Genomic DNA, 24,577 nt, shown 5'->3' on the forward strand with positions numbered 1-24,577 from the left:
CACCACAACAACGGTTAATGCGTATGAGTTACGACCCACAGTTCCCCAAACGAAAACTCACAGGAGATGAAACTGAATACCTTTTTATGGAGAAGATCGCTGAGGAGTTTGGTGGTGCAGCACAGTCCACAATCTCTCTGGAGGAAGGCAATGCCCCTAAGTTTGCCCACCCCAGTATAATCGACGACGCTGGCCCCCGTTACTCTGTTTCCCCCGACTTCGTGTTTTACCTCCCTCACTACCCCAAAGGCTTCACAACACAGGCTCAGGTGAAACGGAAGAAGGTCTACGGCCCCTCTGACGAACCGTTCATTTACCTAGATGAGAAAGAGCTTCACCGCCTGAACCGTGCTGCCGACTACTTTGATCTTCTGTTCGTCATTCATCTACCGGACGCAGCAAATACCGATGGTTCCGTAGCGGAGTGGCTGTGGGTTGACGCTGAAGACCTCAAAGCAACCCGCCTTCATCAAAGAACCGTCGCTAGGAAGAAGACTTTCCTCATCCCCCTGACCCTTTTCAAACCCTTCACCGCCCTATCTGAAAGGATTCCGTATGTGCCAGCAAACACCAACACTCCGCCAGCGTATGAACGCCCACGAACGCAAACTCATTGAGGAGGCAATCACCCGCTTCCCCCGTCGAAAAGATCAGGAGGAATTTCTAGGCCTTCCCCACATGACCTACTACCGGAAGCTCAAATATCACCAGTTGATTTAATGCACAGCGGCGCTGTCACCCTTTAAATTCCAAATCCGTCAACCCATCTCCAGAGCCGTATCCCGTTACTCACGGGTGCGGCTTTTCCGTTGGGGATAGGGGCTACGCTATCCTATTCGTGTCGCCTTAGGAGGTCGTCAATACAACCCGTCAACTCAAATCTAGCCGTTTGCGATCTGGGGTGGTTTGACATGTTTCTGTAAACCAACTCACCCCCTGCCTTGCCACCTTTACAACGCAGTCCTCATAGCTATCGCCAGCCTCCACGGGCATAGCCACTTAGGTGCTGCCTAATTGGGAAACCTCATAGGGCAAATGAAGCTGCTCCTCTCTTTCTGCGGCTTCCCAAAGAGCTTCTGCCAAATCCCGTGTCTCTTCAGGGGTTATGATATCCATCATCTCTCTAGACCCTTCAGGTAGGGGTGTTCGATCTTATCAACAGCCTCTTTTAACTTTCGGAGGGATGTCCCGTAGCCGTACGCTCCCGCGACCTTCCCTCTGTCGTGACCGAAAAGATCGTTGCTTACGTTGGCCTGCACATTGGCTTCTATGAGCTTATCCTTCAGTGATCCTCGCATGGAGTGACTGGTAAATCGTCCCGGACCTACGGGGGCCATTCCATAGAGGTTCACTTTGCGTAACCAATATCCACAGACCTCTGATGCGCGGCTCTTCCCGTTGTTCTTTACGGCAAAGTCGAACAGCCTTCCATTTTTGCCTAGGGGGCGGTCCATCAACCGTTTGATCGTGGGGAGGATGACTTCTGGAATAGGCACCTGCCGCTTTGAGCTGTCAGTCTTCACCACCGCTACCCGCAGGTCAAAATAAGGAGGGTTGTCTTCTAGCCGAACCTGATCCTGCCTTAATAGGGCAGCCTCGTCTGTTCTCATGCCCGTAGTAATCAAAATTGCCCAGAGTATGCGTACATTCTCTGGCAAACCAACGACCCTGAATAGAGCTGCCAGCTGCGCATCATTTAACGGCCTGTAGTGGCGGCTCTTCGTTCCGACGTCCCTCAGCTTCAGACCGAATAGCGGGTTCTGATCCAATAGACCTTCCTCTGTGGCGAATTGGAGAAGCCTAGAGACTCCTGTCAGTCGGCTCTTTATTGTCTTTTCGGCTTTTCCTTGCGCGGCCAAAGCTTTGGCAAACTCGCGTCCGTGTTTCTGTTGAATATCCCTGAGAGGAAGATTACCCACCGTTTTGACGAACTGGGGTACAAAGGTAAGCCACTCATCCATTGTTTTCTGTCTAAGACCATCGTTCTGAACGCGACCCCGCAGATGCTTCTCAAACTCTAATAGCACATCCTCGATAGTCTGTTGGCCATTCGGCTGGTCATTCAACAGCACCTTCCTCAGGCCCCTCAGGTGCTGTTCAACGTCTTCTTCTGAGAGCCTAGTGCCACGGTTACGACGGATGAGTTCCAAATCCGCAAGGCTTACCGCCTGTACTGTGTGGGCATTGGCCTGCACCCGCCTTGCGGCATTGTAGATGGCTTCAAATGCCTGCCGCTTCTCACCAACGTCTTTCGGTGGCTGGCTGAGAGGGATTTCTACAATGTCGTTGACGTCATCGACCCATTCCCCACGGTAGAACGTGTCCTCCAGACATAGGGATTCGACGGCTTTGCGATAGGGGCTACCGGGTTCCCATAAGGTAGAGGACTCAAACTTGCGCATGATCTCCTGACGCATCTGCGCTTCAACGTCGTGCTGCCGTGCTTCCGCTATACGTTTGTCGGTTGTCCCGGCGGACTTGCGATGTTGATTCCGACCGAACGCATTTCTAGCCCACTGCGGCACAGTCATCTGGACCTGCCAATTTCCGCCTCTTTTCCGTTGAACCAGCGTTGCGGGATGCCACTCTAAAGCCTTCACACACACCTCCGTAATGTCACAAATAATGTCTTCCGTAGTGCGTACCCTGCTGGGTAAGCCCCTATAAATAAGACAATATGGGGATTAAGAGGTCAATGGAGGCGAGTACCGGAATCGAACCGGTGTACACGGATTTGCAATCCGCTGCGTAACCACTCCGCCAACTCGCCGACCGGTGGTTTTTGCTTGCTATCCGATCAGCTTTGCGGCCGCAAGACGTATGATGCTCGAAAGTGAACCAAGTGGGCGTTGCTGAGCGCTGCGGGATGTGGCACATCTGGGGACGATAGAATCTGAACGGATGAGTTTACCCGATGAGTGATTTCACCGCACGACGCATTATGATGGTCGATACACAAGTACGCCCTTCGGATGTGACGAAGTTCCCGATCATTGACGCGATGCTCAGCATTCCGCGCGAATCCTTCGTGCCTGCGGCCAGTCGCGAAGCGGCCTACATGGGCGAAAACCTCGCGTTGGGGCAGGGGCGTGTCCTGCTTGAGCCGCGGACTTTGGCGAAAATGCTGGATGCGCTGGCGATTTCCAATGCGGAGCTGGTACTCGATATCGGCTGCGGGATGGGATATTCGGCGGCGGTGATCGCCCATATGGCCGAAGCTGTGGTTGCCGTGGAGGAAGACGAATCCATGGCGCAAGAAGCGGTCGAGGCATTGATGCAGGAAGGCGCGGACAACGTTGTCGTCCATACCGGTGCATTGGCCGAGGGCGCTGCCGGTCACGGTCCTTATGACGTCGTTATTATCGAGGGCGGCGTAAGCGATGTACCGCCTGCGATCCTTGAACAGCTCAAGGAAGGTGGTCGCATTGCGGCGCTCTTTATGGAAGACGCATTGGGCGAAGTACGTATCGGTCATAAACGCGGCGGACAGATCAGCTGGCGCATGGCTTTCAATGCTGCCGCACCGGTGTTGGATGGTTTCAAATCCGCGCCAGCATTCCAGTTCTGAAGCGACACAGCAATAACGAGGTCTGCCAAAGGCAGGCGGTGGTGTAACAACAAAGAGGTCACGAGACCCATGCGGATCGACAAAATGCCTATCGGAATGCGCCTGCTGGCCAAAACCTGTACTCTGGGCGCGTTTGCGCTTGGTCTGGCCGTCATGTCGCCACGCGCGTCGACTGCGGAAACTCTGGCCGATGCGTTGGTCGGGGCCTATACCCACTCCGGCCTGCTGGATCAGAACCGCGCCTTGTTGCGGGCCGCTGACGAAGATGTCGCCAGCGCTGTTGCCACTCTCAAACCTGTCTTGCGCTGGTCCACCAGCCTGTCGCAAACTTTTGGTCGGGTGCGCACGGGATCAAGCTCCCTTATCATCGACAACGATGATTTGACCGCAGCTGTTAGTCTTGCTGCTGAGCTGGTGCTCTATGACTTCGGATCGCGTCAATTGCGCGTCGACGCGGCCAAGGAAACCGTTCTGGCCACCCGCGAGGCCTTGGTCGACATCGAACAGCAGGTGCTGTTTCGCGCAGTGCGTGCCTATATGGGCGTGGTCGAAGCGAACGAAGTTGTCGCTTTGCGTCAAAACAACGTGCGTTTGCTGACGCAGGAATTGCGCGCCGCTCAAGACCGCTTTGAAGTGGGGGAAGTGACCCGCACTGATGTGGCTTTGGCGCAGGCACAGCTGGCACAGGCCCGCAGCGGGCTGGCCGCCGCTCAGGGCGCGCTGGTTTCAGCTGTAGAGGAATATCGCAACGTGGTCGGCCGCAAACCGGGCAATCTGCGCCAGCCATCAAGCCTGCCAAAGCTCGAATCAAGTGTGGAGAAGGCCAAGGCCATTGCCGTGCGTCGCCACCCGTCCTTGTTGGGCGCACAACATCAGGTCGCCGCAGCGGATCTGCTGGTGCGGGCAACCGAGGCCGATATGAAGCCGCAGTTCAGTCTGACCGGCCGGTTGAGTGTGACCGAAAACCTGGGCACCAGCGAATTCAATCGCGGTGGTTCTGTCGGCATTGAAGCGGGGCAAACCATTTATCAGGGTGGGGCATTGTCCGCGACCAACCGTCAGGCCAAAGCGCGCGCCGATGCGCAGCGCGGCAACCTACATGTGGTGCGCCACGATGTGCAGCAGAATGTGGGCGACGCTTACGCGCAGCTGACCACAGTGCAGGCACAGCTTGCGGCGTCCGAACGTCAGGTGCGCGCGGCCAGCATCGCCTTTCGCGGAATCCGCGAAGAGGCCGCTTTGGGCTCTCGCACGACGCTGGACGTATTGGATGCAGAACAATCACTGCTGGATGCGCGGTCCTTACAGGTGTCGGCGCGGGTAAGTGTTTACGTCGCGGCCTACGGCATTTTGGTTTCGACAGGGCGGCTTACCGCCAAGGATTTGCGCCTGCCGGTTCAGATGTATGATCCCGTCGAATATTATAATCTGGTCAAGGACAGCCCGGCGAAACGCTCCAAACAGGGGCAAAAGCTGGACCGTGTGTTGCGGGCGCTGCAAAAAGACTGACAATTTTCTACGACCCATTGTGCGAAACTCTATCTGGGGTTAGCCTGCGCACGAGAAAAGAGTGGTAAATTCAATGTCCGACCCGGTCACAAACGCTGAGGTAGAGGATGTTCTGTCATCGATCCGACGTCTGGTTTCGGAAGACAAACGTCCTGTTCAGGTAGCAAAATCCGAACCCAAGACGGCTGTGTTCCGCCACGCCGAAGCGGCGCCGTCAGAACCTAAACCAGATCGTTTGGTTCTGACACCTGCGCTGCGCGTGACAGAGGCACCAAGTGCAAAGGCATCCGCCGATGCGGATACGGGTTCAGACGTCGACATTAACAAGCTGGTCGCGGACGATACGCCGCTTGATGTCTTTGCCCCGCGTGCGGTGGCGATGCCTGAGCCGCCGCAAGACGATGCTGATATACTCGTCTTTGATGATGTGCCCGAGGAAGAGCTGTTTGACGATCCGGCCCATGATTATTCGACCGATCCGTATAATTTCGACGATGAAACGGACGATGATGGCGAGGGCCACGCGCAGGATGGCGGTAGATCGCAAGCATCTGTAACAGAAGAAATTCCTCACGATACTGGCGAAGATGACGCCACCGAAATCTCCGAAACAGCCATTCTGATGCAACCGCAAGAACCGCAGCAGGACGAGCAGGACGCGCCCCGCGCGGATGCCAAACCGGCACCGCCGAAGGGGCAGGGCATGGGCACGTCCATGGCGTCAGATAAATCCATTGCATTGACGGCGAAAATTGCTGCTTTGGAAACCGCGATTGGGCAAATTTCAGAAACGTGGGAACCTGATGACGCAGGCGAAAGCGACTATGCCGGCAGCGAAGGTGAAGCCATGGCATGGGAGGATGACGCCCCTGAACAGCCAATCCTGTCAAAATCGCTGGCTTTCGGCAAGGAACAGCAAAACAAGGCGGAGCCATCCGAAGAGACCGAATCTCTTGAGGTAATGGAATCGCAGCTGGAAGAGTTTTTCGCAAAGTCCGAAACCAGCAAGGACACCGCCGAGACCGCGGTGGAGCCTCCCGCCGCTGAAGAAGCGTCACACACTGAAAAGACCTCAGCATTTCAGGACAAGGACGCGTTTGAATTCCCCGCTGAAGAGCAGCTGATCGACGAAGAAGTCCTTCGTGATCTGGTGTCGGACATCGTGCGCGCCGAGCTTCAAGGAGCCCTGGGCGAGCGTATCACCCGCAACGTGCGCAAACTGGTACGTCGCGAAATCCATCGCGCATTGGCCGCGCAGGATCTGGAATAGGTTGGCAGCCGGTAGGCGGAGTTAAACCGCGCTGGCGATATCCAGCAGCCGATCAATATCAAAGAACTTTTCAACATGATCGGCGAGGGCGTCCAGCGTTTCCTCGACGCCCTCGTCAAAGTCGAGCGTGGAATGCACCCCCAACTCTGACAAAAACGCACGGCGAAAACTGTCGGCGTTGAACAGCCCGTGCATGTAACAACCTTGCACCTTTCCGTTCGGGCTTGCCGCTCCTTCATCCTTGCCGTCAAACTGCAGCCACGCGCGATCGGTATCCGCGCCGGTGGTTTCACCGATGTGGATCTCATAGCCGGACAGATTTGTTCCGCTGGTGGGATGGTGCCCTTGCTTGAGGGACAGGTGTTTGATTGGGGCCATCTCTGTCGCGACATTCAGATGTCCCAATCCGGACACTGTGGCCGGTGCCCCTTCGATCCCAAGGGGATCTGCGATGCTTTTCCCCAACATTTGATAGCCACCACACAACCCCAAGACACGCCCGCCCCTGCGAATATGTGCCGCAATATCAATGTCCCAGCCTTCGGTCCGCAGGGCGGCAAGATCAGCAATGGTCGCTTTGCTCCCGACCAAAAGCACCAAATCGGCATCTGCGGGCAGGGGCGATCCCGGCATGATGATGCGCAAATCGACACCCGGCTCAGCGGCAAGCGGATCAAGATCGTCAAAGTTCGAGATGCGCGGCAATCTGGGCACGGCAATCACGCACCCTGTGCCGCTTGAACGGGAGCGTGAAGGCAGGTCCATCACATCCTCTGCGGGCAACTTGTGCGCCGCATCGAACCATGGGATCACCCCAAGGCTGGGCCAGCCGGTGCGCCGCGCGATATCATCGCGGCCTGCGTCAAACAGGCTGCGGTCACCGCGAAATTTGTTAACTGCAAAGCCGCGCACCATGGCGTTGTCGGCGGCATTCATCACGGCTTGCGTGCCGACGATCTGGGCAATCACACCGCCCCGATCAATATCACCCATCAGGACTACCGGCACATTGGCCGCCGTCGCGAACCCCATGTTGGCGATATCCCCTTCGCGCAGATTGGTTTCGGCGGGGCTGCCTGCGCCCTCGACAACGATCAGGTCGCATTGCGCCGCCAAGCGCTGAAACGACTCTAGCACGGCAGGCATCAACGCGGCTTTGTTCTTTCCAAAGGCTGCCGCGTCCTGATGGCCGGCAATCTGCCCCTGCACAATCACCTGCGCCCCTGTGGTGGACTGCGGCTTTAACAGGATCGGGTTCATATCGGTATGGGGTTCAACGCCGGATGCGCGAGCTTGCAAAGCTTGGGCGCGACCGATTTCGCCGCCATCCGATGTCACCGCAGCATTGTTCGACATGTTCTGTGGCTTGAAGGGGCGCACGTCCATCCCGCGCCGCGAACAGGCGCGCAGAATTCCTGCGACGATCATCGACTTGCCGACATTACTGCCGGTGCCTTGAATCATGATAGCTTTGGTCATGGGGCGCACCTGTCTGGTTTCAGTGCAAACTGGCGTAGTTTTCTGCGGTGTGAAAGGGGGCAGTTGCGGTCCGTTTTGCGCAAGAACTGCGCTGCCATCTGCCCACAAAAAAACGCAGCCCGAAGGCTGCGTCCATCGTCCCGAAAACGGGATATATGATCAGGCGGCTTCGGCCTGTTGTGCGGCGTGGCGACGCTCGGATTCTTCGCGGGACAAAGCGACAGAGGTGCGCACACCCTTGCCAACAAAGTCCATCAATCCGGTTACAACGCGCTCGTTCGGGTCAATGCCCGCACAGCTCAGCACTTCGCGGCCATCGCGCGAACGCGCCCAGCGGGCGATCTGTTCCGGGCCATTGCCGTATTTCTTGTCATCTGCAATTGCATCGTCCAACGCAGCAAGTACTACCGCTGCAAAGAGTTTGCGGGCGCGGTTGCCTTGCTCGTTATTGAAAGCGGTGCCGTCAACGAAATCTCTCAACTCGTCGTCCTTTCGATTATTCTTGCTCTTGTCATTCAGGCTTGTCGGTTCTTATGGATCATCTTCAACGATTCGGATACATCTTATTCACATAGCAGCCATGCCACAGGCGCATAACGTCGGGTTTTCGACCGCGATATATCGTGCGCTTGCAGGGTGCCACTACGCGAGATATAGGGTGCGTTATACATTCATCAACCTTTTGCCTTGGTTTTGCCTCATGCCTAAAATTAACGGAAACGAGATTCGCCCCGGAAACGTTCTGGAGCATAACGGCGGCCTTTGGGCTGCGGTTAAAGTCGACCACGTCAAGCCCGGAAAGGGCGGCGCTTTTGCCCAGGTCGAGATGCGCAACTTGCGTAACGGGTCAAAATTGAACGAACGCTTTCGCTCTGCCGACAAGGTTGAAAAAGTGCGTCTGGAACAAAAAGATCAACAATTTCTCTATGAAGACAGTGGGATGCTGGTTTTGATGGACACGGACACCTACGATCAGGTCCAGTTGCCATCCGAGCTTTTGGGCGAACGCCGCCCCTTCTTGCAAGATGGGATGATGGTCGTCGTGGAGTACCACGAAGACGAGGCGCTGAACGCGTCCTTGCCGCAGAAAGTGATCTGCAAGATTGCTGAAACGGAGCCGGTTGTTAAAGGTCAGACGGCCGCAAATTCTTTCAAACCGGCCGTTTTGGACAACGGTGTTAAGGTTTCAGTGCCGCCATTCGTTGGTCAGGACGAAGATATCGTGGTGAATACCGAGACAATGGAATACGTCGAACGGGCGTGAAACGGGCCGTGTGGCACCGATTTCTTTACGCGACGTAATATTCTGTTAAGTTTTGAAAAGCCCCGCCTGCGCCTCCCGCAGCGGGGCTTTTGTTTGGATTTTACTTATTTTCGGATGGATTCTCCCAAGTGACCTGTGCTGATCCGGCCTCCATCGGGGCGGTGGCGCGGTCAAATCGCAGATATGCGATGCCTTTCCCGTCTGATTGAGTGAACAGGGTGCCCGCCGTCTTGCCGTTCGCCGTCAGCTCCGTGCCCTGCGGCGCCTGTCCGTCGACGGTCACCTGCGCCAACCCTTTTCGCAATTCGGTCTTGTGTTTCATCCGCGCCGTCACCTCTTGGCCGACGTAACACCCTTTGCGGAAATCAACCCCATTTAGCCGTTCGAAACCGGCTTCCAGAATAAAGGTATCCGGTGTCAGCTCGATCATGGTTTCGGGCAGGATATGCGTCACGCGCAGGGCATCCCAGTCGACAGTATCTTCTTGCTGGGGCGGGCTGCGATACGCCCGCCAGCCGAGTTCCGGCACACGCGGGTCGGCAAACCCGTCATCAGGTACCGCACCCAAACCCCGATGCAGATGCAGGCCGGCGGTTTCAATGGTGACGGCTGCACGCAACTTATACATTGTCAGCCGTTGGGTCAGCATATCACCCAGACTTTCGGCCACGTCCAAAAGCACCGCGTCGCCGTCCGGCACCATAAAGAAATCTGCCAGATACTTTCCCTGCGGCGTGAGCAATGCGGCATAGACCATACCGTTCTTCAGTTTGGTCACATCATTGGTCACAAGCCCTTGCAGGAAATCATGTGTATCGGTCCCACTCAGGCGCAGGATGCGGCGGTTGGTCATGGGTTCTGTCCTTTCTAGGTGCAGATGCGATATAGTGTTCCCACGTCACATCAAAAGGGGCAAGCATGCGCGCACCGATCTCGGTCATCATTCCAACTTTGAATTCAGAACATGGCCTGCCCAGATGTCTGGGCGGGTTGATGGAGGGTGTCGAAGCGGGGCTGATCCGCGAGTTGATCGTCAGCGATGGCGGCTCGGATGATGCAACCGGCGCGATTGCGCAGGCGTGGGGAGCCGAGGTATTCCACGGCGAAGCCTCGCGCGGGGGGCAATTGAAACGCGGCTGCGCACAGGCCGCAGGCGATTGGTTACTGGTGCTGCACAGCGATACCGTTTTGCAAAAAGGATGGGCTGCTCAGGTGCAGGCACATTTGGCCCATCCTGATCGGGCTGCCTATTTTCGCCTGTCATTCGACCGCAAGGGCCTTGCCGCGCGCACCGTCGCGGGCTGGGCGAACCTGCGCAGCCGCTTTGGACTGCCTTACGGCGATCAGGCTTTGTTGATCGCCACGCCTCTTTATACGCAAGTAGGTGGCTATCCTGACCAGCCTTTGATGGAGGACGTGAGCATCGCGCGCTCCCTCAAAGGCAAGTTGGTTGAACTGGACGCTGTGGCGCAGACCAGCGCCGAAAAATATGTCCGGCAAGGGTGGATCAGACGGGGCCTGCGCAACCTTTCAACCCTGATCCGTTATTTCGCCGGTGCCGATGTCACAGCACTTGCAGCACGCTATCGGCGTTAACCGAACAGCCGACGCCAAAAACCGGTTTTGGACGTCTGGGCGGATTTTTTGCGGGTTTTGCGGTGGTGTTTCGCACGTGGCTCCGAAACCTGCCGCCCGTTTTTGAATTGCAACCGGTAAAGGTCGGCGTACAGACCGCCACGTTCAAGCAACGCGTCATGGGTGCCAGCGTCGACGGCGCGGCCCTTATCCAGCACCACGATGTTTTGCGCATTGCGGATCGTCGCAAGACGATGCGCGATCACAAGAGTGGTGCGGCCCTTGGAAAGGCGGTCAAGGGCGGCCTGCACCACCTGTTCGGATTGCGCATCGAGCGCGCTGGTGGCTTCGTCCAGCAACAGGATCGGCGTATCGCGCAGCAAGGCGCGGGCGATCACCACGCGCTGGCGCTGCCCGCCCGACAGGGCAGAACCGCGCGGGCCCACCAACGTATCAAGGCCGTTTTCCAGATTGGGCAGAAAATCCGCGACATGGGCCGCTTCCAGAACCTCTTGCAGGCGGGCCTCTGTCACGCTTTTCCGGTCCAGCACGATGTTTTCGCGCAGATTGGCGTCGAACAACAAGGCCTCTTGCGTCACCACGGAAAAGAGGTTGCGCAGGTCGGTCAGTTTGAGGTCTGTTGTGGCAACCCCGCCCAACGTGGCCTGACCGCTTTGGGGATCAATTAACCGCGTTAGCACGTTGAACACAGTGGATTTCCCCGCCCCTGATGCGCCGACCAGTGCCGTTGTCTCCCCCGCTTTTGCGGTAAAGCTTAGCTGGTTGAGCACCTTGGCGTCCCCATAGGCCAGCCCGACGTTATCAAGCACGATTTCCGGCGTGCCCTGTGGTGCGGCAACCGGTGTCGCGGGATCTTTCAAACGGACGGGCGCGTCCAGCAATTCGCGGATGCGTTCAAGAGCGGCCGCCGCGATCTGCCACAGGCCGGCGATCCCGCCCAAGCGGCGCAGCGGACTAAAGGCAAAGCCCATGGCGGTGAAAAACGTCATGAACTGACCGATGGTTTTGTCGCCGGATATAATTTCCGATCCGCCGTAAAGGATCACTGCCATGAACCCGATGCCCGACAGGATATCGACCATGCCCGGTATCGCGGCGTTTCCAAAGGCCGCGCGAACCTCTGTGTCGACGAACCGGCCTGTCAGGCTGCGGTACTGGCGGGTTTGATAGGCTTCAAGCGCGTTAAGCTTTACCTGTACGATGCCGTGAAACACCTCGTCCAACCGTGTCGCCAGATCAGCGCCCAAATCCCGTGCCTCGCGTGCACGTTTGCGCACAAACCGTTGCGCCATGGCGGCAGGCAGCACCATCACGGGAATGCCGATACACGCCATCAAGGCCCAAACGGGATCAATCGACACGGCGACCCCCAAAAGCACAAGTAAGCCGATGAAATCACGCCCCGCACCGGTGATCACCGCGCGCCAGACGTCGCCCACGGCATTTACATCCGATTGCACCCGCTGGATCAGAAACCCCGGTGGATGGCTTTGGTGAAAGGCGCCGTCCTGCTGCATCATCCGTTCCAGCAGATCAATGCGCAGATCAGCCGCCGTGCCCTGTGCAACCTTGGTCAACAGCACTTTCTGGCTGACACCAGCAATCGCGCGCATCACAAAGATGCCGATCAGGGTAAGCCCGACCCAGATCAAGGCATCCTCCTGTCCAGCGACAAAGACCTTATCAAACATCGGCTCCATCAGGCGCGCCAAAGCGCCCAGGCTGGCCCCCTCGATCACCATGAACAACAGGGCCAGCAGCATCAGTCCCAGATGTTTTTTCAAATAATCCTGCCAAAGCCATCCCAGCAGCTCTTTGGACGTATAGGTCTGGTCATTCATCGGGAGGTGCCATTCTGCTTGGAAACTGGCGTAACATCTAAGCGTACCGTCCAAGTTGGGCAAGGCAGGGGGGCTGGACGCGTTCTGCGGTTGACGCGGCTTTCAGGGAGCATAGTCTCGCCGCGAACACTGCTTTGATAAAGGCCCCCCTAAATGTCTACCCCACCGAACCTCGCGCATGGTCGCTCCTATCTTGCCATTCCCGGACCCTCCGTGATGCCCGATGCCGTTTTGCAGGCCATGCATCGCGCGGCACCGAACATTTATGCCGGCGAGCTGGTGAACATGATGCCTGATCTGGTGGCTGATCTGAAACGGGTGGCCCGCACAAAGCATCATGTGGCCATGTATACGGGCAACGGTCACGCGGCGTGGGAGGCGTCCCTTGCCAATATCATCCAACCCGGTGACAAGGTGCTGGTCCCCGCGACCGGGCGTTTCGGCATCGGCTGGGGGGAAACCGCCAGATTGCTGGGGGCTGAGGTTGAAACGATAGATTTCGGCAAACAATCCCCGATGGACATGGCCCGCATCGAAGAGGTACTGCGCGCGGATAAATCGCATGAGATCAAAGCGGTGTTGGCCGTGCATGTGGATACGTCGACCTCGATCCGCAATGACATCGCCGCCTTGCGCAAGACGCTCGATAGCGTTGGCCATCCAGCACTGCTGATGGCCGATTGTATTGCTTCATTGGGCTGCGACCGCTTCGAGATGGACGCATGGGGCGTCGATATTATGGTCACCGGATGTCAAAAGGGGCTGATGGTGCCGCCCGGCATGTCATTTGTGTTTTTCAACGACAAGGCCGAAGCGGTTCGCGCCAAGATGCCCCGCGTCAGCTGGTATTGGGACTGGACCCCTCGGGCCCATGCCGAGGAGTTCTTTCAATACCACGCAGGGACCGCCCCAACGCATCACCTTTATGGGCTGCGTACCGCGCTTGATTTGATCCACGCTGAAGGCATCGAAAATGTCTGGGCGCGTCATCGTGTTCTTGCCCGCGCTGTTTGGGCCGCCTGTGACGTCTGGAGTACAACAGGCAGCTTTGCGATGAATGTCAACGATCCCGCCTATCGCAGCAATGCTGTCACCTCTTTGCGTCTTCAATCGCCGGACGCCACCGCCCTGCGCGACTGGGTGGAACAGCAGCTGGGCCTGACACTGGGCATTGGTCTAGGCATGGCAACACCGGGCGATCCGGCGTGGCACGGGTTTTTCCGGCTCGGCCATATGGGGCATGTCAACGGGCAGATGATCATGGGGATGCTGGGCGGCATCGAAGCGGGCATGCGCGCGCTGAAAATCGAACATGGCACAGGTGCGTTGGATGCGGCGGCTGAAGTGATCGGCGGCGGTTAACCCCGCGCCAACGCGATCCGGTTGATGACGTGATTGACCAGCCAACCGGTCGCCGCCACGGCAAGCAGCCCCCAGACCACCCAGATTACCATCAGGATCCACGTCAGGTTGACGCCAAACATCACGATGCAGGCCTGTGTGAAATTCGGGGCGGCGGGGCGGTCATTGGTGTTGCGCATTAGGGGCGTCCGGTTTTGTTCCGCCAGAACATTACGCTGAAATTTCTTTACGTCAGCCTTTTTTTGCTGCGGCGATGGCGTCCGGCAAAGCGGCGGCAAGCGCATTCAGATCGTCATCGGTGCCACAACTGATGCGAATACACCGGTTTTGCGGGGCAACAAACGGCATGCGCACAAAGATGCCACGCGTCACCAGACCATCCAGAACCGCCTTGGCAAACGCTCCGTCGCGGCCGCAATCCAGCGTTACAAAGTTGGTGGCCGAGGGCAGGGGGAGCAGCCCGTTTTCCTGTGCGATCTGCGCAATACGCGTGCGCGCCTGTGCAACGCGGTCCTTCACCTCCGTCAGCCACACCTGATCCGCCAGCGCGGCCAAGGCACCGGCTTGGGCGCTGCGGTTCATGCCGAAGTGGTTGCGCACCTTATGGAAGGCCGTGATCAATTCAGGCGCTGCAATCGCATAGCCGACCCGCGCCCCAGCCATCCCGTAAGCTTTTGAAAAGGTGCGCATCCGTATCACGCGCGGATCACCCCATGCCAAAGGCAGGGCAGTTCCTTCCGGGGCCGTTTCAACATAGGCTTCATCCAGCACCAGCAGGCTGTGCGCGGGCAGTGCGTCCATCGCTGCTGCGATGTCTTCGCCTCTATGCCATGACCCCATCGGATTGTCGGGATTGGCCAGATAGACCAGCTTGGCGTCGACTTCGCCAGCCTTTGCAAAAAGCGCTGCCGGGTCTTCGTGATCCTCGCGGTAGGGCACTTTGTGCAGCGTACCGCCATAGCCCGCCACGTGGTAATTGAACGTCGGATAAGCCCCGTCAGAGGTCACCACCGCATCGCCCTGTGCAACGAACAAACGCACAACATAGCCGAGCAGCCCGTCAATGCCTTCGCCCACGATAATGTGATCCAACGTCGTACCGTGATGCGCTGCAAGCGCTGTGCGCAAGTCGTGGCTTTCGGGATCGCCGTACATCCAATGTCCGGCTTCAGCCATGGCTTTGATCGCATGGGGCGAGGGGCCAAAAACGTTTTCATTCGCTCCCAGACGCGCCTCGAACGGTCGCCCCATGGCGCGTTCCTGCGTTTCGGGGCCGACAAAAGGCACAGTTGCGGGCAGGGATTTGGCAAGCGGGGTAAGGCGATATTCTGTCATGCGACTGGTGATAGGCGGCAACGGCCAGCGGGGCAAGGGTTGGAAATCCGCCCTGCAGTTCCTATATGAGAATGGTTCGCAAGTAATCGGAAGGCCAGACCAATGGCAAAACTCACCCGCCGCGGCTTTATCGCCGCCACTGTTGCCGCTGGCGCTGTGCGCAGTGTACCGGTGGTCCTTACAAAACCGCCCGCACGTCGCATTCTCACGCTGGTCTATGACAAAAGCCTTGGGATGATGCGCGCGGTCGACCGTCTGGTCCCCTGATCTTCCGCCACGTTCTGCTGGCGTGGCTGCAGCCGATGCGCTGTACTCCCTCCAACCCAAACCGGAGGAACCCATGACCCGCGCCACCGTCACTTACGAAAATCACATCGCCTTTGTCCGCCTGACACGTGCGGACAAGATGAACGCGGTTGATCAACAAATGATCGACGGAATTAATGCGGCAGGACAAGAGGTTGCCGCCTCTGACGCGCGCGCGGTCGTGCTGTCGGGGGAGGGGCGCGCCTTTTGCGCCGGCATCGACATCACCGGCCTGTCCTCGATGATGGGCAAAGATCCCGCCGAGGTGATCAATCCGCGTACCCATGGTGAAGGTACCACGAACCAGTGGCAAGAAGTCTCAATGGTTTGGTCGCGGATGGAGATTCCGGTGATCGCCGCCATCCACGGCGTGTGTTTTGGCGCAGGCATGCAATTGGCGCTGGGCGCTGACATCCGCATCGCCGCACCTGATACCCGTTTTGCGGTGATGGAAATGAAATGGGGCATCGTGCCGGACATGGGTGGCATGGTCCTGCTGCCCAGACTGGTCCGTTCCGACGTGCTGCGGCGTCTGACCTATACGGCGGAACAGGTAAGCGCGGCGCAGGCCGCAGACTGGGGCCTGATCACTGAAATCGCCGATGACCCTCTGGCCGCCGCGACTGCGTTGGCAACAACAATCGCAGGCAAAAGCCCCTCCGCCATCCGTGCGGCCAAACGGCTGATTACAATTGCAGAATGCCAAGACGCGGCAACGGTCCTCGCGGCTGAATCCAGCATTCAGGCCGAACTCATCGGCAAACCGCATCAGATGGAGGTGATTGCCGCTGAAATGGGCAAACGGCCCGCGGTTTTCAAATAGCCCGCCAAAACAAATGCGGCACGCCAGTTATGACGTGCCGCATCCGGACTTCATCTTGCCCCTAAACTCGATTCCGCGCCCGACAGCGGACGCGGCATAGGTTACTCCATCTCTGCCAGACGATCCAAAGCGGCCTGCAACTGGTCCGCCTCTTCCTGACGTGCATCCAGATTGGCCTGCGCTTCCGCGACGACCTCTTCGGGGGCTGAAGCTGCGAATTTCGGGTTGTTCAACCGGCCTTTCAAACCCCCAATCTCCTTGCCCAGCTTGTCCAGCGATTTCTGTAAACGCGCCTTTTCCTCGGCAATGTCGATCAGACCGGCCAGCGGCAGACCAAAGGTTGCGCCGGGGGCGCCGATCGACACAGTCCCTTTCGGAAATACGTCAGCGCGTTCAAGGCTTTCCACCCGGGCAAGGCGTTTGATCATGGTCTCGTTGCGCGCCCATGCACCTTTGGCGGCATCGTCCATTTCGGTCACGATCATCGGCACTTTCAGACCCGCAGGCACATGCATCTGCGCGCGCGCGGAACGGATCGCTTCGATCAGACCAATCACCCAGTTCAATTCGCGGTCCGCTTCCGCGTCCAGCAAATCGGCGGTGGTGTAGGTTGGCCAATCCGCGTGAACCAACATCTTGGCGCGGGTCGCGGTGGACTGCCACAGCTCTTCGGTGATGAACGGCATGATCGGGTGCAGCAGCACCAGACATTGATCCAGCACCCAGCCCAGCGTCTGGCGGGTTTCTTCGGCTTCCGCCGCGCCGTCTTGCAACAGGGGTTTGGACAGTTCTACATACCAGTCACAGACCTTGCCCCAGACAAAGGCGTAAAGCGTGTTGGCGGCATCGTTGAACCGGTAGTTGGTTAGGGCGGCATCCACCTCTTCACGCACACGGGCGGTTTCACCGATGATCCATTTGTTCAGGGTCGCAGCGGGTGTCGGCATCGTGCGCGGCGTGCCGGTGAAAACCCCGTTCATTTCGGCGAAACGGTGGGCGTTCCACAGTTTCGTGCCGAAATTGCGGTAGCCGGTGATGCGCGCGGTCGACAGCTTCAAATCGCGCCCCATCGCCGCCATCGACGTCACGGTAAAGCGTACCGCGTCCGCGCCGAACTCGTCGATCAGCTCCAACGGATCAAGCACGTTGCCGAGGGATTTCGACATCTTCTTGCCCTTCTCGTCGCGCACCAGGGCGTGGACGTAGACGGTATCGAAGGGCTTTTGATCGACCACGGCGTATTGCATCATCATCATGCGGGCGACCCAGAAGAAGATGATGTCAAAACCTGTGATCAAAACAGAGGTGGGGAAGTATTTTTCCAAGGCTTCCGTCTGTTCGGGCCAGCCAAGCGTGCCGATGGGCCAGAGGCCGGAGGAGAACCAAGTGTCCAGCACGTCAGGGTCGCGCCAGACCGGATAAACGATATCGGTCGGATCCTGACTGCCGGTATAAACTGCAAGGCTTTCGGCCAGAACATGCATGGCTTCGCTGCGCGAACCGACTTCGACGACGCGGGCATGGTTCAATGGCGTTGGCAGCTTGACCAACACATCGGCAAAGCTGTCGTTGACCGCATCGAAATCGGCGGCGCAGTGATGGTGATCGCTGCTTTCCGGTAGGGATTGCTGCAACAAAAGGCGGGACAATTCGACCATGTCCAATGCGCCGTCGCCCTCATCATCGGTAAAGCCGCGCCCTTTCAGGTCAAGCCCGTACCACACCGGGATTTGGTGCCCCCACCACAACTGGCGCGAGATACACCACGGCTCGATGTTTTCCAGCCAGTGGAAATACACCTTCTTGTCCTGCTCGGGCAGGATGCGGACCTCATCATTGCGCACCGCGTCAATCGCGGGCTGCACGATCTTGTCGGTGGCGACGAACCATTGATCCGTCAGCGCCGGTTCGATCACAACCTTGGAGCGGTCGCCGAAGGGCTGCATGATCTTTTTGGCCTCGACCAGCGGGACGGGGGACTCATCCTGCGGCTCTACCTCGTCTTCGCCCTTTTTCTTCTTCTTGGCCGGCTTGCCCAGACGCGGATCGTCATGGGCTGTCATTACGGCCAGACCTTCGGCTGTAATGTCGGCGATGACTTTTGCACGCGCGTCGAAGCGGTCAAGACCGCGGTAGTCTTCGGGCACAAGGTTGATTTCGGTCGCGTCGAACGGCGCTTCCTCGGTGCCATTGGCGATGGCCTGCGCGCGGGCGGCAGCCTGATCGTAGGGCAATCCGTCGGCACGCATCGCACCGCGCGTGTCCATCAGCGCGTAAAGCGGGATATTGTTGCGCTTGGCGACTTCGTAGTCGTTGAAGTCATGGGCACCGGTGATCTTCACGGCACCGGACCCGAAATCAGGATCGGGGTATTCATCGGTGATGATCGGGATCAGGCGGCGGTGTTCCTTTGGGCCCACCGGAATTTCGCAGAGTTGCCCGATAATGGAGGTATAGCGTTCATCGCTTGGGTGGACCGCAACCGCGCCGTCGCCCAGCATGGTTTCAGGGCGCGTGGTGGCGATGGAGATATAGTCGCGTTCTTCGGAAAGGGTGACGTTGCCGTCTTCGTCTTTCTCGACATAGGTATAGGTGGAACCGCCCGCGAGCGGGTATTTGAAGTGCCACATGTGGCCGTCAACTTCTGTGCTCTCTACCTCAAGGTCCGAGATTGCGGTCTCAAAATGCGGATCCCAGTTCACCAACCGTTTGCCGCGATAAATCAGGCCCTTGTTATACATGTCGACAAAGACTTTGATCACCGCGTCGTGAAAATTGCCTTCTTCGCCGGCGGGGGCGTTCGGGGCGCCGGACATGGTGAACGCGTTGCGATCCCAATCACAGGACGCGCCAAGGCGCTTCAGCTGGTCGATGATCGTGCCGCCGGATTTGGCTTTCCACTTCCAGATCTCGGCAGTGAAATCATCGCGTGACCATTCGCGGCGGGGCGGTTTGCCATCAGCCGCAAGCTGGCGTTCCACAACCATTTGCGTCGCAATGCCTGCGTGGTCCTGACCCGGCTGCCACAACGTGTCGAACCCGCGCATCCGGTGCCAGCGCGTCAGAATGTCCTGCAAGGTGTTATTGAACGCATGGCCCATGTGCAAAACGCCGGTGACATTGGGCGGCGGGATCATGATCGAAAACGTCTCATCGCGCGAGGCGTTTGCACCCGCCTTGAAGGCACCGGCCTTTTCCCAGGCGGCGTAAAGGCGGGCTTCGGCCTCGCCAGAGTCAAAATTCTTTTCCAGAGCCATGATTTTGCATCCTCAAACAGGTTTGACCGATGATCTAACGAACGTTGCGGCGAAGGGAAAGGGCGGGCTGGACAAGAGGCGTCAGGCGGGTATGTCTTTGTAGGGAAATCATCCTCAGCAAAGGGCAGCGCATCATGGATAAATTCGGGAAAAGCCAATCGACCATTCGGACCGAAGATGTGCGGTTTCTGACCGGCGAGGGCCGATATGTCGATGACATCGCGCCGAAAGTGGCGCTGCATGCCTATTTCTTTCGCTCGACCGTGGCGCATGGGATGATTACCGAGCTGGATGTGTCGGATGCGAAAGAGTCCGACGGTGTGCATCTTGTGCTGACCTGTGCCGATCTGGAAGCGGCGGGCATGGATATTGCCATGGCCGGTGCGCAAATTCCCAATCGTGACGGGACCAAAGGCGCAGGGCCGCTGCGCCCCATGCTGGCCAAGGACCGTGTGCGCTATGTGGGGGAACCGGTTGCGGTGATCATCGCCGACACGATCGCGCAGGCGCGCGATGCGGCGGAACTGATCATGTTTGATGTGGATGACCTGCCCGCCAAGATCGATGTGACGGCAGGGGGCGAGACCCTGCATGCCGAAGCGCCTGACAACAAGGCAATGGATTGGGGCATGGGTGACGAGGCCGCGACCGAAGCGGCGTTCAAGGCGGCCGCGAAAACCGTAGCGCTGGATGTCGATGACAACCGCATCATCGTCAATTCGATGGAGCCGCGCGGCTGTTTCGCCGAATGGTCCGATGGCCGCGTGCATGTCGCCAACAACGGACAAGGTGTTTGGGTTCACAAGGGCTATATCGCCAAGGCATTCGGACTGGACGAAGACAAAGTGCGTGTGACCAATCCCGACACCGGTGGCGGTTTCGGGATGAAATCGATGACCTACAATGAATATTTCTGCGTGGCGCAAGCCGCACGCGCGGTGGGCAAGCCGGTGCGCTGGATGTCCGAACGCACCGAAGCAATGCTCAGCGACAATGGCGGGCGCGATCTGACGTCCTTGGCCGAATTCGCCTTTGATGCGGACAACCGGATCACCGCCTACCGCGTTACCAGCAAATGCAACCTTGGCGCTTATAACTCGCAGTTTGCCCAGTTCATCCAGACCCAGCTGTTCAGCCGTGTCTTGACCGGTGTCTATGATGTGCAAACCTCTTGGTTGCAGGTCGACGGCTATTACACCAACACCGTGCCAGTGGATGCCTATCGCGGGGCCGGTCGGCCTGAAGCGATTTATGTGCTTGAACGCCTGATGGACCGCGCGGCGCGCGAATTGGGTGTCGATCCGTGGGAGTTGCGGCGGATCAACTTTATCAAACCGGATCAGTTTCCGTACAAGGCGGCAACGGGCGAAACCTATGATGTCGGTGATTTCAACCGGTTGCTGACCCGCATCGCAGGCGAGGCGGACCTTGACGGGTTTGAAGCGCGCAAGGAAGCCGATGCCAAGCGGGGGCTGCTGCGCGGTCAAGGGCTGTGTTACTACATCGAAAGCATCTTGGGCGATCCCAGCGAGGGTGCCAAAGTCGAATTCGAGGAAGACGGCAGCGTCACAATCTACGTCGGCACCCAGTCAAACGGGCAGGGGCATGAAACGGTTTACGCCCAATTTCTAGCCGACCAAACCGGCATTCCTGCGGACCGCATCCGCGTAGTTCAGGGCGATTCGGATCTAATTGCAAAGGGCGGTGGCACAGGCGGTTCGCGATCTGTAACCACACAGAACAACGCGACCTTGGCGACTGTTGCGGCGATGACAGAAAGCTTCACCGCATTTCTGGCCGATGAAATGGGCGTACCAGCGAGCGAGATCAGCTTTGACGATGAACGTTTCCGCGCCGAGGGATCGAACCTGACGCCGACCATGCTGGAGGTCGCCGAAATGGCCCGCGAAAAAGGCCGTGACGAACTGCTCAGCCATCACGAACGTGCGACCTTGCCAGCGCGCAGTTTCCCCAACGGGGCCCATGTTGCAGAGGTCGTGATTGATCCCGAAACTGGCGTTGTAACAACCGATCGCTATACCGTCGTTGATGATTTCGGCAACCTTATCAACCCGATGCTGGCCGAAGGTCAGGTGCACGGCGGGGTCGCCCAAGGGGTCGGACAAGCGGTGCAGGAACGGGTGGTTTACGACGAGGACGGTCAACTGCTCACGGCATCGTTTATGGACTATGCCATGCCCCGTGCGACAGACCTTCCTTACATTTCCTTTACGTCTGAGCCTGTACCCTCGACGGCGAACATCATGGGCATGAAAGGCTGCGGCGAAGCGGGAACCGTGGGGGCCATGGCGGCCCTCGCGAATGCGGTGCAGGATGCGCTGTGGGATCAAGGGGTGCGGCAGGCAGATATGCCGTTCACGCCGCATCGTGTCTGGGAGTTGTTGAATGAGGGCCGGATCGCGGCAGAGTAACCCCAAGGGCGACCAGACCCTTTACGCGCAAACGGCACCTCGGGCCGCTGCCACCCATGTGATCGTGCTCGACGGCACCCTGTCGTCGCTGGAGCCGCTGCACCAGACCAACGCCGCGCGCACCTATATGTTGCTCAAGGAACAGGGCGCGGCGGTTTCGCTTTACTATGAGGCGGGGTTGCAGTGGGACAAATGGCGTTCCGTGTTGGATGTGGCGTCAGGCAAAGGGATCAACCGGTTGATCCGGCGGGCCTATGGCTGGCTCGCTTCGCGCTATCGCCCCGGTGACAGGATTTTCCTGTTTGGCTATTCGCGCGGGGCCTATGCGGTACGCTCGTTGGCTGGCGTGATTGATATGGTCGGGCTGCTGCGGGCCGAACATGCAACCACACGCAACATCCGCATGGCCTATCGCCATTACGAATGCAGCCCCGAACAGACGACGCGGCAGGCCTTTCGCGCGGCGCATTGCCACGACGCGGCCGAAATCGAGATGATCGGCGTTTGGGATACGGTGAAGTCGCTGGGGATCAATGCGCCTGTGCTGTGGCGCCTGTCAGAACATCTGCACGCCTTTCACAATCACGACCTTAGCGGCGTTGTGCGCAACGGGTTTCACGCGCTGGCCCATGATGAAAACCGCGTGGCTTATAAACCGGTGCTATGGCAATCACATGCGGGGTTTTCGGGGCGGGTGGAACAGGTCTGGTTCCCCGGTGCCCACGGCGATGTCGGCGGGCAGCTCGGCGGGTTCGAGGCGGCACGCCCCCTTGCGAATATCCCTCTGGTCTGGATGCTGGAGCAGGCGGAAAGCTGCGACTTGCCGTTGCCAACCGGTTGGCGGGGGCGCTTTACACAGGATGCAATGGCACCTGCGCGCGGCACCTGGCGCGGGCATGGCAAGATATTGATGTCACGCAAGAAACGGATCATCGGATACGACCCGTCAGAGCGGCTGCATGAGAGTATTGCGCTGCGTCAGGGCAGTTTGGTTGACCCCGAAACACCCGCGCGGGCGGCGGATGCGCGCGATACTTAAAACGGTGAGGCGGAACGCGCGTTCAGGCGATCTTCATCACGATGCAGGTCGTTGAGCCCGTGGCATATAGTTTGCCATCCTCGACCCCGCGGATTTCACCATGGGCAACACCGGTTGAGCGGCCCACGTGATCGGTGACGCCGGTGCAATCAACCTGCATGCCCAATGGAATGCCGCGCAAAATATTAATCTTGTATTCCAATGTGGTATAGATCGACCCGCGCGGCACTTGTGTCATCACGGCACAGGCCATCGCGCTGTCCAGCAATGTCCCGTACCAGCCGCCGTGCACCGTGCCCATCGGGTTGGTTACGTTGAATTCCGGCGCGCCGCGAAACACCGCGCGTCCTGCTTCGATCGCATGCAACGAATAGCCCATGGTCCCCCCGATGGGCGGGCCGGGGTTGGTGCCATCAAGGATCGCCTGCATGAACTCAAGGCCTGAAAGCTTTAACGCTTCTGACTGGCTCAACAGATCTTCGGGTTTTGTGGCAAGGCGGGGCATGGACGGGTTCCTTTGGCTTCGGGTATCGGCTGATGCTAGGGCGCAAAGCCCCCCGAAGCCAAGCGGTTACGCCACGTCCCGAACCGAGACCTGCGGTGTCACGCCAAGCGCGCGGCAAACGTTGCGGGTCAACTCGGCACGGTTCAACGTATAGAAATGCAAATCCTCGACGCCTTCGTCGACAAGCGTGCTGCACATTTCGGTGCACAGCGCGGTCGCCAACAGATCGTGGCGGTCGTCACGGATGGCTGCCTCAAAAGCATCATCCAGCCATGCAGGCACTGGCGTGCCGCAACGCTTTGCAAAGTTGCGCGCAGACTTCCAGTTCAGGACCGGCAGGATGCCCGGCGTGATCGGTTTGTCGATCCCGGCTTTGGCGCAGGCATCACGGAAACGCAGGAAACTGTCGGTTTCAAAGAAGAACTGGGTGATCGCCTCGTCCGCGCCCGCCTCGAACTTGCGCTTGAGCCATTGGACGTTGGCATCCATATCGGCGGCCTCGGGGTGGCTGTCGGGATAGGCCCCGACGCGAATGTTGAACGTGCCCTTACCGGCCAGCGCCTCGATCAGTGCGCAGCTGTCGGCAAACCCTTCGGGATGCGGTGTGAATGTTTTGGCACCGTCCTGCGGATCACCACGCAGGGCAACAATATCCGTAACGCCGATTTTCGCAAAAGTATCAGCGACTTCCAGCGTTTCCGCCTTGCTGGCCCCGACACAGGTTAGATGTGCGGCAACAGGTAAACCGGAAGTGCGACGCAGCACATGTGCGGCGTCATGGGTCAAATCGCGGGTTGTGCCACCCGCACCATAGGTGACGGAGAAAAACCGCGGCTCAAGAGGGGCCAACATCTGCGCGGTGTCCCAAAGGTTGAAGCCCGCATCGACATTGCGGGGCGGGAAAACTTCGAAGGAAACGCGAGGGCTGGTCATCTGGATCGTCCTTTTATGCTCTGAGCACCCTTGTACTGCACTGCGCGTCGTGAAACAA

General features: G+C 58.4%; 21 protein-coding genes and 1 tRNA gene. 11 read left to right on the forward strand and 11 right to left on the reverse strand.

Annotated elements, in window-relative coordinates:
* The first annotated feature begins 23 nt into the window (after nt 1-23).
* Nucleotides 24-617: a hypothetical protein gene (locus Z947_RS0109470; RefSeq protein ID WP_025044069.1), complete on the forward strand. Its 594-nt coding sequence runs from the start codon at nt 24-26 to the stop codon at nt 615-617.
* Nucleotides 618-1,115: 498 nt separating this feature from the next.
* Here Z947_RS0109470 and Z947_RS0109480 read toward each other — a convergent pair whose 3' ends face one another.
* Both Z947_RS0109480 and Z947_RS0109485 read right to left on the reverse strand, forming a co-directional pair.
* On the reverse strand, nt 1,116-2,600 hold the full coding sequence (locus tag Z947_RS0109480) for a tyrosine-type recombinase/integrase (protein ID WP_156026640.1): 1,485 nt from the start codon (nt 2,598-2,600) through the stop codon (nt 1,116-1,118).
* A 96-nt stretch (nt 2,601-2,696) separates the two neighbouring features.
* Nucleotides 2,697-2,770, reverse strand: a tRNA-Cys gene (locus Z947_RS0109485).
* A gap of 144 nt (nt 2,771-2,914) precedes the next feature.
* Here Z947_RS0109485 and Z947_RS0109490 point away from each other — a divergent pair.
* The 3 genes from Z947_RS0109490 (at nt 2,915) to Z947_RS21505 (ending at nt 6,347) form a co-directional block, all read left to right on the forward strand.
* Entirely contained in the window at nt 2,915-3,568 is a 654-nt protein-coding gene (locus Z947_RS0109490) for a protein-L-isoaspartate O-methyltransferase family protein (protein ID WP_025044071.1), read from the forward strand.
* Nucleotides 3,569-3,637: 69 nt separating this feature from the next.
* A complete protein-coding gene (locus Z947_RS0109495) occupies nt 3,638-5,077 on the forward strand; it encodes a TolC family outer membrane protein (protein ID WP_025044072.1) in 1,440 nt (479 codons plus the stop codon).
* A 73-nt stretch (nt 5,078-5,150) separates the two neighbouring features.
* Nucleotides 5,151-6,347, forward strand: a complete 1,197-nt coding sequence (locus Z947_RS21505) for a hypothetical protein (protein ID WP_052880608.1) — start codon at nt 5,151-5,153, stop codon at nt 6,345-6,347.
* Between the two features lie 21 nt (nt 6,348-6,368).
* Here Z947_RS21505 and Z947_RS0109510 read toward each other — a convergent pair whose 3' ends face one another.
* Nucleotides 6,369-7,826: a cobyric acid synthase gene (locus Z947_RS0109510; protein ID WP_025044075.1), complete on the reverse strand. Its 1,458-nt coding sequence runs from the start codon at nt 7,824-7,826 to the stop codon at nt 6,369-6,371.
* Between the two features lie 159 nt (nt 7,827-7,985).
* Complete coding sequence (locus tag Z947_RS0109515; RefSeq protein WP_025044076.1) at nt 7,986-8,306, reverse strand: DUF6280 family protein; 321 nt, start codon at nt 8,304-8,306, stop codon at nt 7,986-7,988.
* Between the two features lie 220 nt (nt 8,307-8,526).
* Here Z947_RS0109515 and efp point away from each other — a divergent pair, with 220 nt between their 5' ends.
* A complete protein-coding gene (gene efp / locus Z947_RS0109520; protein WP_025044077.1) occupies nt 8,527-9,090 on the forward strand; it encodes an elongation factor P in 564 nt (187 codons plus the stop codon).
* 100 nt (nt 9,091-9,190) lie between these two features.
* Here efp and ygfZ read toward each other — a convergent pair whose 3' ends face one another.
* Nucleotides 9,191-9,943 carry a CAF17-like 4Fe-4S cluster assembly/insertion protein YgfZ gene (gene ygfZ, locus Z947_RS0109525; protein WP_025044078.1) on the reverse strand — a complete coding sequence of 251 codons (753 nt, stop codon included), beginning with the start codon at nt 9,941-9,943 and terminating at the stop codon, nt 9,191-9,193.
* A gap of 65 nt (nt 9,944-10,008) precedes the next feature.
* Here ygfZ and Z947_RS0109530 point away from each other — a divergent pair, with 65 nt between their 5' ends.
* Entirely contained in the window at nt 10,009-10,686 is a 678-nt protein-coding gene (locus Z947_RS0109530) for a TIGR04283 family arsenosugar biosynthesis glycosyltransferase (protein WP_025044079.1), read from the forward strand.
* Here Z947_RS0109530 and Z947_RS0109535 read toward each other — a convergent pair.
* Nucleotides 10,683-12,527, reverse strand: coding sequence for an ABC transporter ATP-binding protein (locus tag Z947_RS0109535; protein ID WP_025044080.1), 1,845 nt, complete (start codon nt 12,525-12,527; stop codon nt 10,683-10,685). The two genes, Z947_RS0109530 and Z947_RS0109535, sit on opposite strands and share 4 nt — an antisense overlap.
* A gap of 153 nt (nt 12,528-12,680) precedes the next feature.
* On the opposite strand from Z947_RS0109535, the gene Z947_RS0109540 reads away from it, so the two are divergent.
* Nucleotides 12,681-13,889 (forward strand): pyridoxal-phosphate-dependent aminotransferase family protein, encoded by a 1,209-nt coding sequence (locus Z947_RS0109540; RefSeq protein ID WP_025044081.1) that lies wholly within the window; start codon nt 12,681-12,683, stop codon nt 13,887-13,889.
* Here Z947_RS0109540 and Z947_RS0109545 read toward each other — a convergent pair.
* Together Z947_RS0109545 and Z947_RS0109550 are read right to left on the reverse strand one after the other, a co-directional pair.
* Nucleotides 13,886-14,068 carry a hypothetical protein gene (locus Z947_RS0109545; RefSeq protein WP_025044082.1) on the reverse strand — a complete coding sequence of 61 codons (183 nt, stop codon included), beginning with the start codon at nt 14,066-14,068 and terminating at the stop codon, nt 13,886-13,888. The two genes, Z947_RS0109540 and Z947_RS0109545, sit on opposite strands and share 4 nt — an antisense overlap.
* A 52-nt stretch (nt 14,069-14,120) precedes the next feature.
* Complete coding sequence (locus tag Z947_RS0109550) at nt 14,121-15,224, reverse strand: pyridoxal phosphate-dependent aminotransferase (protein WP_025044083.1); 1,104 nt, start codon at nt 15,222-15,224, stop codon at nt 14,121-14,123.
* 102 nt (nt 15,225-15,326) lie between these two features.
* Here Z947_RS0109550 and Z947_RS0109555 point away from each other — a divergent pair, with 102 nt between their 5' ends.
* A complete protein-coding gene (locus Z947_RS0109555; RefSeq protein ID WP_025044084.1) occupies nt 15,327-15,491 on the forward strand; it encodes a hypothetical protein in 165 nt (54 codons plus the stop codon).
* 73 nt (nt 15,492-15,564) lie between these two features.
* Nucleotides 15,565-16,353: a crotonase/enoyl-CoA hydratase family protein gene (locus Z947_RS0109560; RefSeq protein WP_025044085.1), complete on the forward strand. Its 789-nt coding sequence runs from the start codon at nt 15,565-15,567 to the stop codon at nt 16,351-16,353.
* A 101-nt stretch (nt 16,354-16,454) separates the two neighbouring features.
* Here Z947_RS0109560 and Z947_RS0109565 read toward each other — a convergent pair whose 3' ends face one another.
* Nucleotides 16,455-19,610: a valine--tRNA ligase gene (locus tag Z947_RS0109565; protein WP_025044086.1), complete on the reverse strand. Its 3,156-nt coding sequence runs from the start codon at nt 19,608-19,610 to the stop codon at nt 16,455-16,457.
* A gap of 134 nt (nt 19,611-19,744) precedes the next feature.
* Here Z947_RS0109565 and Z947_RS0109570 point away from each other — a divergent pair, with 134 nt between their 5' ends.
* On the forward strand, nt 19,745-22,042 hold the full coding sequence (locus Z947_RS0109570) for a xanthine dehydrogenase family protein molybdopterin-binding subunit (protein WP_025044087.1): 2,298 nt from the start codon (nt 19,745-19,747) through the stop codon (nt 22,040-22,042).
* Nucleotides 22,017-23,081: a DUF2235 domain-containing protein gene (locus Z947_RS0109575; protein ID WP_025044088.1), complete on the forward strand. Its 1,065-nt coding sequence runs from the start codon at nt 22,017-22,019 to the stop codon at nt 23,079-23,081. The genes Z947_RS0109570 and Z947_RS0109575 overlap by 26 nt, the downstream gene beginning before the upstream one ends.
* A gap of 22 nt (nt 23,082-23,103) precedes the next feature.
* Here the strand turns inward: Z947_RS0109575 and Z947_RS0109580 are convergent, their stop codons facing one another.
* Both Z947_RS0109580 and metF read right to left on the reverse strand, forming a co-directional pair.
* Nucleotides 23,104-23,586: a PaaI family thioesterase gene (locus Z947_RS0109580; protein ID WP_025044089.1), complete on the reverse strand. Its 483-nt coding sequence runs from the start codon at nt 23,584-23,586 to the stop codon at nt 23,104-23,106.
* Nucleotides 23,587-23,652: 66 nt separating this feature from the next.
* On the reverse strand, nt 23,653-24,519 hold the full coding sequence (gene metF, locus Z947_RS0109585; protein WP_025044090.1) for a methylenetetrahydrofolate reductase [NAD(P)H]: 867 nt from the start codon (nt 24,517-24,519) through the stop codon (nt 23,653-23,655).
* Nucleotides 24,520-24,577: the final 58 nt, after the last annotated feature.

Source organism: Sulfitobacter geojensis, assembly GCF_000622325.1.
GTDB classification, from domain to species: Bacteria; Pseudomonadota; Alphaproteobacteria; order Rhodobacterales; family Rhodobacteraceae; genus Sulfitobacter; species Sulfitobacter geojensis.

Bases quoted from the DNA above. Each gene is read 5' to 3' on its own strand.
- Z947_RS0109495 (WP_025044072.1), top strand. From the start codon at position 3,638: ATGCGGATCGACAAAATGCCTATCGGAATGCGCCTGCTGGCCAAAACC.
- ygfZ (WP_025044078.1), bottom strand. From the start codon at position 9,943: ATGACCAACCGCCGCATCCTGCGCCTGAGTGGGACCGATACACATGAT.
- Z947_RS0109560 (WP_025044085.1), top strand. From the start codon at position 15,565: ATGACCCGCGCCACCGTCACTTACGAAAATCACATCGCCTTTGTCCGC.
- Z947_RS21505 (WP_052880608.1), top strand. From the start codon at position 5,151: ATGTCCGACCCGGTCACAAACGCTGAGGTAGAGGATGTTCTGTCATCG.
- Z947_RS0109580 (WP_025044089.1), bottom strand. From the start codon at position 23,586: ATGCCCCGCCTTGCCACAAAACCCGAAGATCTGTTGAGCCAGTCAGAA.
- Z947_RS0109545 (WP_025044082.1), bottom strand. From the start codon at position 14,068: ATGCGCAACACCAATGACCGCCCCGCCGCCCCGAATTTCACACAGGCC.
- efp (WP_025044077.1), top strand. From the start codon at position 8,527: ATGCCTAAAATTAACGGAAACGAGATTCGCCCCGGAAACGTTCTGGAG.
- Z947_RS0109540 (WP_025044081.1), top strand. From the start codon at position 12,681: ATGTCTACCCCACCGAACCTCGCGCATGGTCGCTCCTATCTTGCCATT.
- Z947_RS0109565 (WP_025044086.1), bottom strand. From the start codon at position 19,610: ATGGCTCTGGAAAAGAATTTTGACTCTGGCGAGGCCGAAGCCCGCCTT.
- Z947_RS0109510 (WP_025044075.1), bottom strand. From the start codon at position 7,826: ATGACCAAAGCTATCATGATTCAAGGCACCGGCAGTAATGTCGGCAAG.
- Z947_RS0109470 (WP_025044069.1), top strand. From the start codon at position 24: ATGAGTTACGACCCACAGTTCCCCAAACGAAAACTCACAGGAGATGAA.
- Z947_RS0109530 (WP_025044079.1), top strand. From the start codon at position 10,009: ATGCGCGCACCGATCTCGGTCATCATTCCAACTTTGAATTCAGAACAT.
- Z947_RS0109555 (WP_025044084.1), top strand. From the start codon at position 15,327: ATGGCAAAACTCACCCGCCGCGGCTTTATCGCCGCCACTGTTGCCGCT.
- Z947_RS0109550 (WP_025044083.1), bottom strand. From the start codon at position 15,224: ATGACAGAATATCGCCTTACCCCGCTTGCCAAATCCCTGCCCGCAACT.
- Z947_RS0109490 (WP_025044071.1), top strand. From the start codon at position 2,915: ATGAGTGATTTCACCGCACGACGCATTATGATGGTCGATACACAAGTA.
- Z947_RS0109535 (WP_025044080.1), bottom strand. From the start codon at position 12,527: ATGAATGACCAGACCTATACGTCCAAAGAGCTGCTGGGATGGCTTTGG.
- Z947_RS0109570 (WP_025044087.1), top strand. From the start codon at position 19,745: ATGGATAAATTCGGGAAAAGCCAATCGACCATTCGGACCGAAGATGTG.
- metF (WP_025044090.1), bottom strand. From the start codon at position 24,519: ATGACCAGCCCTCGCGTTTCCTTCGAAGTTTTCCCGCCCCGCAATGTC.
- Z947_RS0109575 (WP_025044088.1), top strand. From the start codon at position 22,017: ATGAGGGCCGGATCGCGGCAGAGTAACCCCAAGGGCGACCAGACCCTT.